The organism is Microbulbifer mixtoriginis (SeqCode) (assembly GCF_052466865.1).
Window position 1 is genome coordinate 4,092,255 of the sequence record NZ_CP174293.1, and the last position, 13,996, is coordinate 4,106,250.

Annotated in this window: 11 protein-coding genes; 4 read left to right on the forward strand and 7 right to left on the reverse strand. The window is 45.0% G+C overall.

The annotated features are described in order from the left end of the window. The first annotated feature begins 119 nt into the window (after positions 1-119). The 3 genes from leuS (at position 120) to holA (ending at position 4,358) form a co-directional block, all read left to right on the forward strand. Positions 120-2,717 (forward strand): leucine--tRNA ligase, encoded by a 2,598-nt coding sequence (leuS, locus tag ACJJJA_RS18500; RefSeq protein ID WP_444903004.1) that lies wholly within the window; start codon positions 120-122, stop codon positions 2,715-2,717. Positions 2,718-2,817: 100 nt separating this feature from the next. After that, the gene (locus ACJJJA_RS18505) at positions 2,818-3,342 is read left to right on the forward strand and encodes an LPS-assembly lipoprotein LptE (protein ID WP_252083076.1); all 525 of its coding nucleotides are present in this window, start codon (positions 2,818-2,820) and stop codon (positions 3,340-3,342) included. Between the two features lie 11 nt (positions 3,343-3,353). After that, entirely contained in the window at positions 3,354-4,358 is a 1,005-nt protein-coding gene (gene holA / locus ACJJJA_RS18510; RefSeq protein WP_444883974.1) for a DNA polymerase III subunit delta, read from the forward strand. 95 nt (positions 4,359-4,453) lie between these two features. Here the strand turns inward: holA and ACJJJA_RS18515 are convergent, their stop codons facing one another. The 6 genes from ACJJJA_RS18515 to ACJJJA_RS18540 all read right to left on the reverse strand — a co-directional run bounded on the left by ACJJJA_RS18515 (position 4,454) and on the right by ACJJJA_RS18540 (position 8,886). Further along, positions 4,454-5,644: a hypothetical protein gene (locus tag ACJJJA_RS18515; RefSeq protein ID WP_444883973.1), complete on the reverse strand. Its 1,191-nt coding sequence runs from the start codon at positions 5,642-5,644 to the stop codon at positions 4,454-4,456. Positions 5,645-5,699: 55 nt separating this feature from the next. Then, a complete protein-coding gene (locus ACJJJA_RS18520) occupies positions 5,700-6,179 on the reverse strand; it encodes a hypothetical protein (protein WP_444889578.1) in 480 nt (159 codons plus the stop codon). 321 nt (positions 6,180-6,500) lie between these two features. Beyond that, on the reverse strand, positions 6,501-7,349 hold the full coding sequence (locus tag ACJJJA_RS18525) for a CsgG/HfaB family protein (protein WP_252083080.1): 849 nt from the start codon (positions 7,347-7,349) through the stop codon (positions 6,501-6,503). A gap of 42 nt (positions 7,350-7,391) precedes the next feature. Then, entirely contained in the window at positions 7,392-7,793 is a 402-nt protein-coding gene (locus ACJJJA_RS18530; protein ID WP_444889577.1) for a curli assembly protein CsgF, read from the reverse strand. Beyond that, complete coding sequence (locus ACJJJA_RS18535; protein ID WP_444903005.1) at positions 7,793-8,206, reverse strand: CsgE family curli-type amyloid fiber assembly protein; 414 nt, start codon at positions 8,204-8,206, stop codon at positions 7,793-7,795. The genes ACJJJA_RS18530 and ACJJJA_RS18535 overlap by 1 nt, the downstream gene beginning before the upstream one ends. Next, positions 8,203-8,886, reverse strand: a complete 684-nt coding sequence (locus ACJJJA_RS18540) for a response regulator transcription factor (protein WP_252083083.1) — start codon at positions 8,884-8,886, stop codon at positions 8,203-8,205. The genes ACJJJA_RS18535 and ACJJJA_RS18540 overlap by 4 nt, the downstream gene beginning before the upstream one ends. Before the next feature lie 691 nt (positions 8,887-9,577). Between ACJJJA_RS18540 and ACJJJA_RS18545 the strand changes: the two genes are divergently transcribed. Then, a complete protein-coding gene (locus tag ACJJJA_RS18545) occupies positions 9,578-11,242 on the forward strand; it encodes an acyl-CoA dehydrogenase family protein (RefSeq protein WP_444905263.1) in 1,665 nt (554 codons plus the stop codon). 65 nt (positions 11,243-11,307) lie between these two features. On the opposite strand, the gene ACJJJA_RS18550 is transcribed toward ACJJJA_RS18545, so the two are convergent. Next, the gene (locus tag ACJJJA_RS18550; protein ID WP_444903006.1) at positions 11,308-13,893 is read right to left on the reverse strand and encodes a TonB-dependent receptor; all 2,586 of its coding nucleotides are present in this window, start codon (positions 13,891-13,893) and stop codon (positions 11,308-11,310) included. Positions 13,894-13,996: the final 103 nt, after the last annotated feature.

The window sequence follows — 13,996 nt, forward strand, 5'->3', positions numbered from 1 at the left end:
CTCTGGGGGCCGTCCTTGATCGCAATCAATCCTTTTGCTTGTCGATCCAGAGCTGCTTCCACTAAAACACTGAAAAGTTTCCCCGCAAAATTTGATCACAGAGTATAGGTCCCCAATCAATGGAAGAGCAGTACAACCCCTCCGCAGTCGAAGCTTCCGCCCAGGAATTCTGGGAGGCAGAGAAAAGCTTTGAGGTAAAGGAAGATACCGGCAGGGAAAAGTTCTACTGCCTATCCATGTTCCCCTACCCCAGCGGCAAGCTGCACATGGGCCATGTGCGCAATTACACCATTACCGATGTTATTTCCCGCTATCAGCGTATGCAGGGTAAGAATGTCCTGCACCCCATGGGCTGGGATGCCTTCGGCTTACCGGCTGAAAATGCTGCGATCCAGAATAAAACCGCGCCAGCAAAATGGACCTACGCCAATATTGATTATATGAAGGGGCAATTGAAAGCTCTCGGATTTGGCTTCGACTGGTCCCGCGAGCTAGCCACCTGCCAGCCATCCTATTATCGCTGGGAGCAGTGGTTCTTCACCCGCCTCTATGAAAAGGGCCTGGTCTACAAGAAAAATTCCGCGGTGAACTGGTGCCCCAATGACCAGACCGTGCTCGCCAACGAGCAGGTTGAAGATGGTGCATGTTGGCGCTGCGGCACTACCGTGGAGAGGCGTGAGCTGGCCCAGTGGTTTATCAAGATCACTGACTACGCAGAAGAGCTGCTCAAGGACCTGGATAAGCTGCCGGAGTGGCCTGAGCAGGTGCGCACCATGCAGCGCAACTGGATCGGCAAGAGCCGAGGTGTGGAGCTGAGCTTTAGCCTGCCCACCACTGTGGCTGGTATGGATCACTTCGATGTTTACACCACCCGCCCAGACACCCTGATGGGCGTCACCTATGTATCCCTCGCCGCTGAACACCCAATCGCTCTGGAGTTAGCAGACACTAACCCCGAGCTAAAAACATTTATCTCTGAGTGCAAAAAGCAGTCTCTGTCTGAAGCCGATATGGCCACAATGGACAAGAGAGGCATGGACACCGGTCTCAAGGCTATTCACCCCATCAGCGGGGAGGAAGTCTCCGTCTGGGTAGCTAACTATGTACTGATGGATTATGGCTCTGGCGCGGTGATGGCAGTACCCGCCCACGATCAACGCGACTGGGAGTTCGCACACAAGTATCAGCTACCTTTGACTCAAGTCATAGCGCCCGCCGATGGCCAGGAAATCGATCTCAACAAAGAAGCCTTCACCGAAAAAGGCAAACTGGTGAACTCCGGCAATTTTGATGGTCTGGATTTTGATGGTGCCTTTACCGCGATTTCCGAAGTTTTAATAGCAGCAGACAAAGGCCGTGTGACCACCAATTATCGCCTGCGCGATTGGGGTGTATCCCGCCAGCGCTACTGGGGTGCCCCTATCCCCATGTTCAACCTCGCAGATGGTGGAGAAATCCCGGTGCCCGCCGAGAAACTCCCTATTTTACTGCCGGAAGATGTGGAGCTGGACGGTGTTCAGTCCCCCATTAAAGCCGATCCCGAGTGGCGCAAAGACGAACTCAATGGTACGCCGGTCGAGCGTGAGACCGACACTTTTGACACTTTTATGGAGTCCAGCTGGTACTACGCTCGCTATACCTGCCCAGACTTCGAAGAGGGCATGCTCGACCCCGATCGCGCCAACTACTGGCTACCTGTCGACCAATATGTAGGTGGTATTGAGCACGCCATCCTGCACCTTCTCTACGCGCGCTTTTTCCACAAATTGATGCGGGATGAGGGCTTGGTCAACAGCGATGAACCCTTCAAGCAGCTTTTGTGCCAGGGCATGGTGTTGGCTGAATCCTTCTACAAGGAAGAAAACGGCCATAAAACCTGGATCAACCCCGCCGATGTTGATGTCGAGCGGGATGAGAAAGGAAAACCCATCAAGGCAGTTGAGCGCGCAACAGGTGAAGAAGTAATTGCCGGTGGCGTTGTGAAGATGTCCAAGTCAAAAAACAATGGCATCGATCCCCATGCTGCTGTTAAAGAATACGGTGCCGATACTGTACGCCTGTTCACAATGTTTGCAGCTCCGCCCGAGCAAACTTTGGAGTGGCACGATGCCGGCGTGGAGGGAGCCAGCCGCTTCCTGCGAAAACTCTGGAAAACTGTACATGCACATGCTGCTGTAAGCACTAGCAGCGCTCAGATTGACCAACAGTCTTTGAGCGACCAGCAACAACAATTACGCCGAAAAACCCACGAGACAATTCAGAAGGTTGGCGACGACTACGGACGCCGTCAAACCTTCAACACGGCTATTGCCGCAGTGATGGAGCTTCTCAATGAGGTTGGTAAACTGGCGGATCGCAGTAATGAGCAGGGGCTGGCAGTGGAGAGAGAGGCTCTACAGGCAGCTGTCTTACTACTGGCTCCGGTAACTCCGCATATTTGCCACCAACTGTGGCAAATCCTGGGCAATAACAACACCTTAATTGATGCTCCCTGGCCAGTAGTAGATGAAAAGGCTCTGGTGCGTACCTCAATTACTTTGGTCGTTCAAGTCAATGGCAAAGTACGTGCAAAGCTGGATGCGCCTGCTGATGCGGACAAAGAGGGCTTGGAAAAACTCGCCCTAGCCGACGAAAACGTCCAGAAATTTATTGGCGATGCCACCGTACGCAAAGTCATCGTTGTGCCAGGCAAACTGGTAAATATTGTCGCGAAGTAAAAATTACTGCGCAGTTATATCCAACCAATAGCCGGGAGCATTATGCTCCCGGCCCATATCTGCAAACCCTTTATTTGCTGGCACTAAAGCCAGGTAGTTTATGAAAACATTTGCACGTCGTATCGTCCTGCTAGTTACCCTTGTGGCCATCGCCAGTTGCGGTTGGCACCTGCGGGGAGCGCCAAAAAACTTTCCTCCAGGCAGTACTATTTACATATCGAGTGAGAACCCTCGTAGTGATATTGCCGATGAAATTAGCCGTCTTCTGGAAAACGGCGGGGTCCCTGTTGCTCCATCCCCTATTGAAGCGGACTACCTACTCACCATTCATAAAGAAATAGAACGAAAATTAACTGTCGCCGTGGATTCTGAAGGACGGGCTTCTGAGTACGAGCTGATTACCAGCGCGATTTATAGCGTGCGTACACACAGTGGCGAAGTACTGCTAAATAAAGCTCAGGCCGATGTCTATAGATCATTGGAGTGGAACGTCTCAGAAATAGTCAGCAAGGGAGAAGAGGAACGCCTCTTACGCGCGGAAATGCGCCGCGAGTTGATTAGCCGAATGATCAACCGTTTGCGCCGTATCGATGTCAATGCCCCCTTGCAAGATAAGAGCTACTAGGTAGTTCTGTCATGCGTATTAATCCCCAACAGCTTCCCCAGCAACTACGGAAAGGGCTTGCGCCGGTTTATATTATCTCAGGCGATGAACCACTCCTGGTTCAGGAATCTTGCGACCAAATACGTGCGGCAGCGAGGCAGAATGGTTTCGCTGAGCGGGAACTTCTACATGCAGAGCATAATTTCGACTGGGGTTTATTACTTGCCTCAGCCGGAAATATGTCTCTTTTTGCAGAGAGGAAGCTTATCGAGGTACGCGCTCCCAGTGGAAAACCAGGGGATAAAGGCAGTAAAGCCTTACAGGAATTTGCCGCTCTCGCCAGTCAGGATTTGATACTACTGCTGGTTTTGCCCAAGCTGGACAAATCACAACTCAATAGCAAATGGGTTAAAACACTTGAGCAGCATGGTGCTCTCGTACAAATTTGGCCTGTTAGCGCCCAGGAAATGCCACACTGGATCAACCAAAGGATCAATGCCGCAGGGTTATCTGCTGAGAAAGAAGCTATACGTATTCTCGCCGAAAGAGTAGAGGGTAATCTGCTCGCAGCAAGCCAAGAAATCGAAAAGCTCAAACTTTTAAATAGTGACGGGACAATAACGGTCGAACTGTTAGAGCAAAGTGTAACCAGCTCTGCGCGATACAGTGTTTTCGATTTAATTGACAGAGCTTTGGCAGGAGAAGCCGAGAAAGCGATCAAAACGCTACAAGGCTTACGCTCGGAAGGTATTGAGCCTCCTGTGGTGCTCTGGGCCCTAACAAGAGAGATGCGCTCATTACTGGAACTAATGGAGAAACTCAATCAGGGCCAGCAACTAGCACGTTTAGTTCGCATCCAAAAACGCCAACCACTTGTACAAAATGCCTTAAACCGTCTAACTCCAAATATACTGGAGGCTCTTCTTTTAAAAGCCAGAGCCGTGGATTCGGCGATCAAAGGTGGCAACACTCACCAGTCCCCATGGAATGGCCTTATGGAACTCACGCTTAATTTGAGTGGACAGAAAAGCGTTTAGAAAGTTAGCCCAAGCAATCGGATTCTTTTAAACGCCGCTAATAAAAAACCCTCCCCGAAACGAGGAGGGTTTAGACAATAGTCATTATAGGCGTATTAGTTTTGAGAAACTGTAGCCATATTGCTGTTGCCGACCTGGTGCACACTGGCCATATTGAAATTGCCAGCCTGAGTTACATAGGTAGTGTTCTCGCTACCAGACTGTCCCAGGTGAGCACCGTGCTCAAAGCCATCCTGAGATACAACCATCAGGTTAAACTCACCCATGTCCTGATGGATCTCAGCCAAGTTCAGCTCACCGCTCTGGTCAACATCAACTGTGTTGGCCATACCTTCGCTATGGCCATAAGTGAAGTTGGCACTTCCCAGCTGATCAATATTAGCTGTATTGAGATCCCCAAACTGAGAGAATTCAGCTTCGTTATGATCACCCGTTTGTTGCAGAATTGCAGCATTATCATTGCCGTATTGGTACATATCGCCAATATTGTTGAGGTCATTCTGCGTAACGGTCATGGTGTTGGCATCACCATACTGACCAGTAACACTAGAGTTACCAGTGCCATTCTGAGCAATAGTATTGAAGTTATTGGCCCCATCCTGGGACATATTCAGATAGTTGAAGTCACCTGACTGCACCAAGTTAGAAGTATTTTCAACACCGCCTTGATAAACAAAACCGACGTTACCTTCACCAACTTGGCCTCCTACGAAGCCTTCATCAGAGCTCATCCAGGTGCTGCTCCAAACGCTGTTTCCATCACCAGACTGAGTGCTGACAAACAGGTTACTATCTCCGTCCTGCTGCAGGGCAGCCATATTGTCATTACCCTCCTGAACCGCATCAAGGGTATTGTAATTAGCCTCACCACCATCTGAGCGGTACTGATCTAGATGCATAGTATTTTCACTACCCATTTGAGTAGCATAAGCTGCATTGCCATTACCGCCCCACTGATGAACAACTCCCCAGTTACCCTCTCCCTGCTGATAGGAATAGGCTTGGGAGCTGTTTTGATCGAATTGCGTGGTTTCAGAGTAGTTACGGTTACCTACCTGAGTCTGGTCGATATAGTTCGCATCGGCGGTGGATTGACTTGCGTAAGCACGGTTGTCATTACCTTCCTGCCACTGATAAGCCGCATTATTGGTGGACTCGCCCATTTGATAGATATCAGCAGCGTTGTCATTTCCAACCTGCAGTTGATCACCATAATTAGCATCGGCCATTGCGTGACCAGCACCAACAAGCATTGCAATCGCAGCAGCAAGTGAAAGCTTTTTCATTTATGTTTCTCCATCAGACTAAGTAAACAAATACAAACAAAAAGAAAGCAGTGCTTTAATCGTGCTGAACGACCTGCACCGCATGGTTGTCACCGAACTGCGCGACAAATCCAAAGAGCCCATCTCCGTTTTGGATGATGTTGGCTGAGTTTCCATTGCCCACTTGATTTATTAGAGCAATATTATCTAAACCATTTTGTATAGCGGTAGCTTGGTTATAAGCTCCAGACTGGGAAATTGCAGCATAGTTATATTCCCCAGCCTGCTGAATTGCTGCTTCATTCGAATAGCCATCCTGAACCAAAAAAACTTGGTTGAACTGCCCAAACTGAGAAACTTCTGCAAAATTATATTCCCCTGTCTGAACGATCTCAGCTAACTGACCAGTAATAGACTCATCCCGTTGCAACATGAGATCCAGCTTTCCCTGACCAGAAAACAGCTCATCATGATCATCTAAGTCACCAGCCCAGACAGAGTTAATGCAGGTAAGGAGTAAAAATAAACCACATAGGCTCACTTTGATAACGCCCACCAAAATTCTCCTAAAGGTTAATTAAAGAGAGAGCCATTCCGCTCATCGAGGACCACTATAGGAATTTAAGCGAAAACAATAAATCAGAAAAAAGAATATTTTTTTGGGTGGGAAAACAATAAATATTTAAGACTTTTGTATGAAAGCCTTTCTAGAAAGTTGATTTAATACGAAGATGTAAGATATCGACAAGTAGATTTACTAAATTACACAAACTTACACAAAGATTCAACAAGAAAAACCGCCCACACAGAAATGTGAGCAGCTAGCAACCATTGCAAGACAAAGAAATTAGTCAGAATATTTAATAAAAAAATTATTCTAAAGAATTTTCACAGTTGCATCCGCATATTCACTCAATACAGATGCAGGGAATTCATTGACATCCTGCATTGCCCAAATATTATTCGTCACACCATTGGCAATAAGGTGAATAACTGCAGATTCAATCGCAGAAAGCACACAAAGTTGAGCCGGATCATTGGTCGTCATTCCAGCCTCAATCTCTAACAAACGCTTATACTCAACAAATGTGTAAACGTCTCCCTGGACCTGCCTTGATAGAATTTTCTTACTGGTTAAAACGCTATTTAAAACTCTTCCAGTTCTAACATCGACCGCACGCAAATTCACGGTCACTTCATCTACTCGATATTGCTCAGAAAGCCCAATACCAAAATAACGCGCACCGGCTCCGCCGGTTTTGATATTGGTATCATAAGCGACTATACCGCCCTCCAACATTATATTTGCTGACATCAGGGAGGGGAGCTCAAAGGGTTGGGGAGTTTCCTGCTCTTTGATTGCTGCTCGTATGATTTTTCTCTCAGTAAGCAGGTTTTGCAGCCCTTCACGTTCAAGAGTAACAAACCAACCTGACTCGTTGAGTACTTGTACGAGCATAGAGGCAGCGCCTTGTGTTACTGCAGTAGAAAAAGAGCTAGACGGTGCTGGCCTGTACTGGCCAGTTTGATCACTAAACCCATAAACCGCTACTACTATCTTCCCCCTCGGTAAGGGCAAATTCAAAAGATCTGCATAAGTACTCATTCGATCCGTCAAAGTGGCTTTTTGATGACCTGGGCCAAACAACGCCTCTCCTGCATTTTGAAAGAAACTACAACCACTTAAAATAAAAACCAAAAATATAACTATTATTCTAACCACCATCACCACCACCCTAAAGAACAAACAATCTATTGACCAATTAAATCAGTTACCAGGATTTAGGCCAACGACTACGATCTCAGAAAGCTCTCCTGTGACAGCATCTGTAATAGTTATAGTTAGGGTACCATCTACATCAAGTATGTTAACGATAAAGTCATCGGTTACGAGAGTACCATCATTTCCATCTCCAACATCTGTGAGCAACTGAGACAACAATCTGGATTCTAGTGTATCCGTAAACCTGTCAAGTGAAGATGAATCAGAGTATGGTGACTTACCAGCTTTAGGATCTTTTTTACTATTTTGAGCGCTGGCATTATTTAACAAATAATTACCATTTAATGGATTACCTCCGAAGGATGGATTTACTGGAGTGTAAATTAGCTCTGTCGAATAGGCAGAGACAGAAAAGAAAGATAAAACCAATAAAACATAGAACTTCACTATAATTCCTCCCCGGCCAAGTCCAAGTTTTGTGAAAATAACTGCTGCAGCCTTTGCTGTCGTACATTATTATTGATTTGAGCAACAGCTTGCTCAACTATCTGCCCAAAACGTCTTCTGCCTGGGTAAATAACAGTCCTGAACACCTGCTTATTCTCATAATTTACCCACACAACACTACCCCACCGCGCAGAAGGCCTTTCATACACAGTCAGGTTATAATCAAAGTCAGTCAAGTTGGATGTAATATACAACGATAAAGAGCGTGCGAACTCATGCCCTATGCCGCTTACTGTGTTATCAATCACCAAACCGGTAAGGATTGACTCTTCGCTCTGAGCAAACTCTGACTCCTGGGAAATAGCTGTACTAGAAATAAACCAAATAGAAAGAAATAGAACTTTTAATTTCACAGATTTTGACTCGCCCAACTACTTGCCTCCAATCTGTTTTTGCAACCAATCTTTTTATAAACCTTGTATAGGTGACTTTTAACGGTATGCTCACTAACACATAGTACCTCCGCAATATCTGCATTGGTTCTACACTCACAAATAAGCTCCAATATCTGTCTTTCTCTTTGTGTAAGGTTTGCGCTAGAATCCATCCATCTTTTAGGACGTCTATGCTGCCTTAAAAAGTTATGCAGAACATCTCGAGGAAACCAATATTCCCCCAGGAATATCTTACCTAATCGCTCCATAATAACCCCGGGCTCACATTTTGCCGGCATCAATCCTAGGACCTTCTCCCAGTGTAAGACAAAGTCAAACTCATTAGGATCGTCAACATTTAAGAGAATAATGCCAGGCGAGTTAGTAGAAGCATGAATATCACGTAATAATTGATCAAGATCCGCTTTAAAAAGCCCAACACAGTCGAGCAATAGATAATCAGCCTTAACTCCATCAAGTGAAAAAGATGGGACTCTCTGAACAATGGAGCATCTGGTTTTAAACTCCTCTTCAATATGCCCTGCAAAAATTGAACTCTGCAAGTTGACTGATGAGGTTAAGAAGGTAACAGCGGGACCCTTACAAACATGATCCTGCGAAACAACTTTGAGGCGTGCATATTCCTTATGCAAATTCATCTGGGTTCCCCCAATATGCAATCTCTTTAAGATTTTATCTAATGACTTCTTACTTTTTTATTATTTTCTATCCACATTCTCGATATTGAGAGCTAAATCTATTCGATCAACCAACACACTGCAACAGTAAGTGATACAGATAACAAAAATTCAATCTTAAGTGTGCCAGCGATTATCACAAATGTCATTTTTTCATACAAAGGTATTAAAGACGATTATTAAGTAACCAACCAGCAACATCCTTTTGTCTAAACTTAAAAAAAATAAAGCGTTTAAAAAACAGTAATAAATTTGCACTAACCCACAAAATTAATGGATTTATTTTAAATATTAGCATGAAAAAAAGCATACCTAGAAAAGTTAAAAACCAATAAACGGCACAAAAAGCCAAGTAGCAACAAAAATTAAAATTCAGCTAATCAATCACACTAAAATAATAAATACACTCTCTTTCATGAAAGTAATATTATTTTGGATAACCTAGCCAAAGAAACCCTATAAATTATACTTATAAAATATTTTTATAGTGCGTAATAGATTTAATGAGTGCGCAAATAGTAATCAGGACAGGACTACTTTATGATTTTGTATTGGTACGCTATCACTATGTCTCTTGGTACCCATTTGGTGTTTTGGTACAAGTAGATGAATCAAAGAACATATAACTATGTTAACCATTGAGGCTATGATCATGAGCGATCACCTTCACCCCTCTGCCCATGCAACCACTCATACGGTAAAGAATCAGACTTCCCCTCTCTCAGGGCACAACCTGTATGCCGGCGATCAGGCTCTACTCGATTCGGTACACCTTAATGGCGGACATTGGTCCGAAAATGATCTACAACGCTATGGTGAGGTTTGTGGAAGACCAGAAATGATTGAACGGGGTTATGCTGCCAATGAGTTTAAACCCATATTTGAAAGTCATGACCGAATCGGAAACCGTATAGACTTAGTTCGCTATCATCCTTCTTACCATCAACTTATGCAGCTTGCCTTATCAGAAGGACTACACAGCTCCCCCTGGAGTCATCCTTGTAGCGGTGCCAATGTTGCTCGAGCGGCAAAGAACTATCTGCATTGTCAACTTGAGGCGGGTCATGGGTGCCCAATCACGATGACTTTTGCCTCTCTTCCTTCGATAAAATTAAACCCATCAATCGCCAAGGAGTGGATCCCTAAAATTCTTAGCCGGGGCTACGATGGCAGTAATCGCCCCTACTATGAAAAACACTCTCTGACTATCGGTATGGGTATGACAGAGAAACAAGGGGGGTCAGATGTACGTGCCAACACAACCTGTGCAATCCCCATGGATGACGGAACTTATGAGCTACTTGGGCATAAATGGTTTATGTCTGCTCCTATGTGTGACGGTTTTCTAATTCTGGCTCAGGCACCGGGCGGGCTTTCTTGTTTTTTGGTTCCCCGATGGCGTCCGGATGGAAGTAAAAACCCATTAGAAATCCAAAGGCTCAAAGTGAAATCTGGCAATGTATCCAATGCCTCTTCCGAAGTGGAGATGCGAGGTGCCTTAGGATGGCTCTTGGGTGAAGAAGGTCGGGGAGTCAATGCAATTATCAAGATGGTCGCGATAACGCGTTTTGATTGTATGGTCGGTTCCTCTGGGGGCCAACGCCAAGCCGTATTGCAAGCGATATACCATGCATCCCATAGAGAAGCCTTTGGAAAAAAGCTAATTAATCAAGCCCTAATGCAAAATGTCCTGGCAGACCTGCAATTAGAAGTTGAAGGGTCAGTGGCCTTGACCATGCGCATGGCCCGAGCTATGGATCATGAAGATCAAGAACACGAACAAATGCTCCTAAGACTGGGAGCAGCTGTGGGTAAGTATTGGATTTGTAAGCGCAGCCCGCATCATGCCTATGAGGCGATGGAATGCCTCGGTGGAAATGGTGTTATTGAAAGTTTTATCACTGCACGACTCTACCGCGATGCTCCAATTAATGCCATATGGGAGGGTTCCGGTAATATCCAGGCTCTTGATGTGCTGCGTGCCATCACAAAAACACCCAATGTCGTAAATCACTGGCTGGATGAGATGGCAACAAGCATTGGTATGGATATCCGCTTCGATAAAGCTATAGATTCACTAAAAAAAGAGCTTGCTGATTTGGATCAATTTGAATACAGAGCACGCAGTATTATTGATCAAATGGCGATTGCAATGCAGGTTCATCTACTTTTACAGTCAGGCAACGAATCGATTAGTGATGCATTTATTCGATCAAGACTGGAAACTAGAGGAGCTCATAGCACTGGCAGTCTACCAAAGGGTGTTGACATTGAAACATTACTCAGACGCGGCGACCCGCTTACAATTGGTGATTAACTGCTTTTGGGAGAAGCAACTCGACGACAACCGAGATGTTTCTCCTGTGCAAGATAAAAGATTAGCTAAAAAAAACTATAACGAAAACCCAGTTGACCACGAACCCCATAATACTCAACTTGCTTTGGCCTATCTTTATTACCAATATAATAAGTTAAAGGTTCATTCGTAAGGTTTAAGGCCTCAGCAAAAATAACTAAATTGTCCCCAATCGTATAATTTGCACTCATATCCAGGCTTGTGTAAGCACCGTAGTACTGGTCTTCATTTTTATTGCCACCATGCTCTTCAATATACTCTCCCTTATGGTTTTGAGCTAAGCGAATGGAGAAAGCACCGTCATCATAATAGATAGAGAGATTATGTAATAAATCAGCCTGACGGGAAATCGGCACCGCACCATCACGGCCCGGAACACGCATTTCTGAATCCATCATGGTTAAATTTGTCGATACCCCAATATTTGAAAGAAATCCAGGGAGGAAATCCAATTTTCGCACGATATTAAATTCCAATCCCCCCAACCACGCATCTTCACCATTTTCCGGACTATAAATATCGACTCCTGACACCCCATTATATTCACCTTCTTTCACATCCTTAAAAATTGGATCTGTAATATCTTTATAAAATAGACCAGCAGATAAAATCCCGGAGTCATTAAAATAGTATTCATACATAAAATCCAGATTCCAAGAGTAAGTAGGATCAAGATCTGGATTACCTCCTATAAACTCATTATCGTGCTCGGCATAGTACCCTCCCGGATTCAGGTCACCAAAGTCCGGCCTGGCAAAGGTTCTGGTCAGCGCGAGCCTGATATTGCTATCCTCTGTGAGCGCATATTTTAGATGTGCCGATGGTAGAATGGATAAATACTCTTTATCACCATTAAACGGCACCAAATAGCCGTTATTAGCTTCATCGTTAACAAATACCTGGCTTTCCACCTTCGTTTGTGTCTGAGTGAGTCGTAATCCCATTACAAGAGTGGCTCTATCTGAAAGCTCATAATTACCCATACCATAAGCCGATAGGTGCCTCTCTGTTAGCTCAAAATTTCGCCCAAGAGCCCCTCCATTTTCAACTAGAGCTGATTCTTCGGGAATCAAAATGAATTTATCCCGGTTTTGGTTCCAAAAATTCTCCAATTGAGACATTGCAGCAACCTGAGAGAATTGGGAGTCATAGTTGATATCCAACTCTGATAGGAAATCATTTCTGCCAGGCTGATCAGACAAGGTAAAGTCAGAGAGAGCTGGGGCAGGCCCATAGTTTTCCTCATCCCAACTGTAAAATGCATCGGAGAATTCAGACACCCGTTCCTTGTCCCGATATTTCATTCCGAATTTTACTTCCAGCTCACTGGAAAACTGGGAGGTAAAGTCAAAAGTGGCTACCACTTTATCCTTTTCGTTGACATACACTTTATATAGTTCAACCCAAGATAGGCTGGACTGGGTTGGGTCCATTACAAAACCATCCGGGAGGTGAGTGGGTATATTTTCTGCTGGGTCAGTACCACCATCGATTTGGTTGTAAGCCAGCCCATCATCATCCAGACCAACATAACCTACTTCCGTTTGATCAAAACGCATTACAAAATAAGAGCGATCATCTTTATTGGGTGTATTCCCATAGCGGAATTCATTATCATAGCTGGCTAAATTCCAATTCAGCTGCTTATCATCACCAAAAAAGTGCTCTCCACCAACTTCAACACCTTGCATACGTGTTATCAAAGTATTGTGGATATGCTGAAGTTCCATTCTATCTTTATCGAACCGCAACCTGTGCTTGTAATGTGTCTCCTCATCTTCTAATGTCCCAAACAAACCACGAGCAAAAATCTTACCTCCTTCTTCCAATCGGTATTCAGTAGCAAGGTTTAACCCCAGGGTATCTCTGGTTCCGGTATAATCCCGCAGTTCCAATCGATATATTCCCTCCCCTTTACGGCGAGGCTCATAGTTATCTGTTGCCCAATCCCTGCTCCAACCAGTTACATTGGCCAAAAATCCCCATTTACCACCTTCACTTCTATCCCCATAAAGAATGCTCATGGATTTAATATCACCGTCAGCTTTATCCGCATAGCCACCAGATAGGGATATATCCAAAGTGCGTTCTTCTGGGGCTGTACGAGTCACAAAATTAACATTGCCGCCAATAGAGTCACCTTCCTGATCCGCGGTAACAGCCTTAGAGACCTCAATACGTTCAATCAGCTCCGATGGAAAGAAATCAAACGCCATAGCCCTGCTGGTAGTTTCCTCTTCTGCAGATGGCAAACGATGACCATTAAGGCTAGAAGAACTCCATTGGGACGGGAGGCCACGCACAGCGACAAACCGCCCTTCCCCCTGGTCACGCTCGATAGATACGCCTGCGACTCTTTGAACTGCCTCTGCGGCGTTACGATCCGGTAACTTACCTATACTATCTGCCGATACCACATTAACAATCCGGTTAGATTCCCTCTGTAACTCCAGGGAACGTAACTCTGTCTCAAACATTCGTCCAAGCACAACAATCTCTTCTATTTCGCTATCATCCTGGACACTCTGCTTACTACTTTCTTGTGCATGAGCGTAATTTACTTGTCCCACCAGCAGAGCAATCGTTGCAGGCAATAATTTGACATAATTCATTTTACTTCCCCTGTATCAATCAAAAAATGATTGGCAAATTTTTATCGACACAAATTAACTTGCTCGATCATCAACATAAATCTGGACTAGACCAGGATCCTAA

Bases quoted from the DNA above. Each gene is read 5' to 3' on its own strand.
- leuS (WP_444903004.1), top strand. From the start codon at position 120: ATGGAAGAGCAGTACAACCCCTCCGCAGTCGAAGCTTCCGCCCAGGAA.
- ACJJJA_RS18505 (WP_252083076.1), top strand. From the start codon at position 2,818: ATGAAAACATTTGCACGTCGTATCGTCCTGCTAGTTACCCTTGTGGCC.
- holA (WP_444883974.1), top strand. From the start codon at position 3,354: ATGCGTATTAATCCCCAACAGCTTCCCCAGCAACTACGGAAAGGGCTT.
- ACJJJA_RS18515 (WP_444883973.1), bottom strand. From the start codon at position 5,644: ATGAAAAAGCTTTCACTTGCTGCTGCGATTGCAATGCTTGTTGGTGCT.
- ACJJJA_RS18525 (WP_252083080.1), bottom strand. From the start codon at position 7,349: ATGGTGGTTAGAATAATAGTTATATTTTTGGTTTTTATTTTAAGTGGT.
- ACJJJA_RS18540 (WP_252083083.1), bottom strand. From the start codon at position 8,886: ATGAATTTGCATAAGGAATATGCACGCCTCAAAGTTGTTTCGCAGGAT.
- ACJJJA_RS18545 (WP_444905263.1), top strand. From the start codon at position 9,578: ATGAGCGATCACCTTCACCCCTCTGCCCATGCAACCACTCATACGGTA.
- ACJJJA_RS18550 (WP_444903006.1), bottom strand. From the start codon at position 13,893: ATGAATTATGTCAAATTATTGCCTGCAACGATTGCTCTGCTGGTGGGA.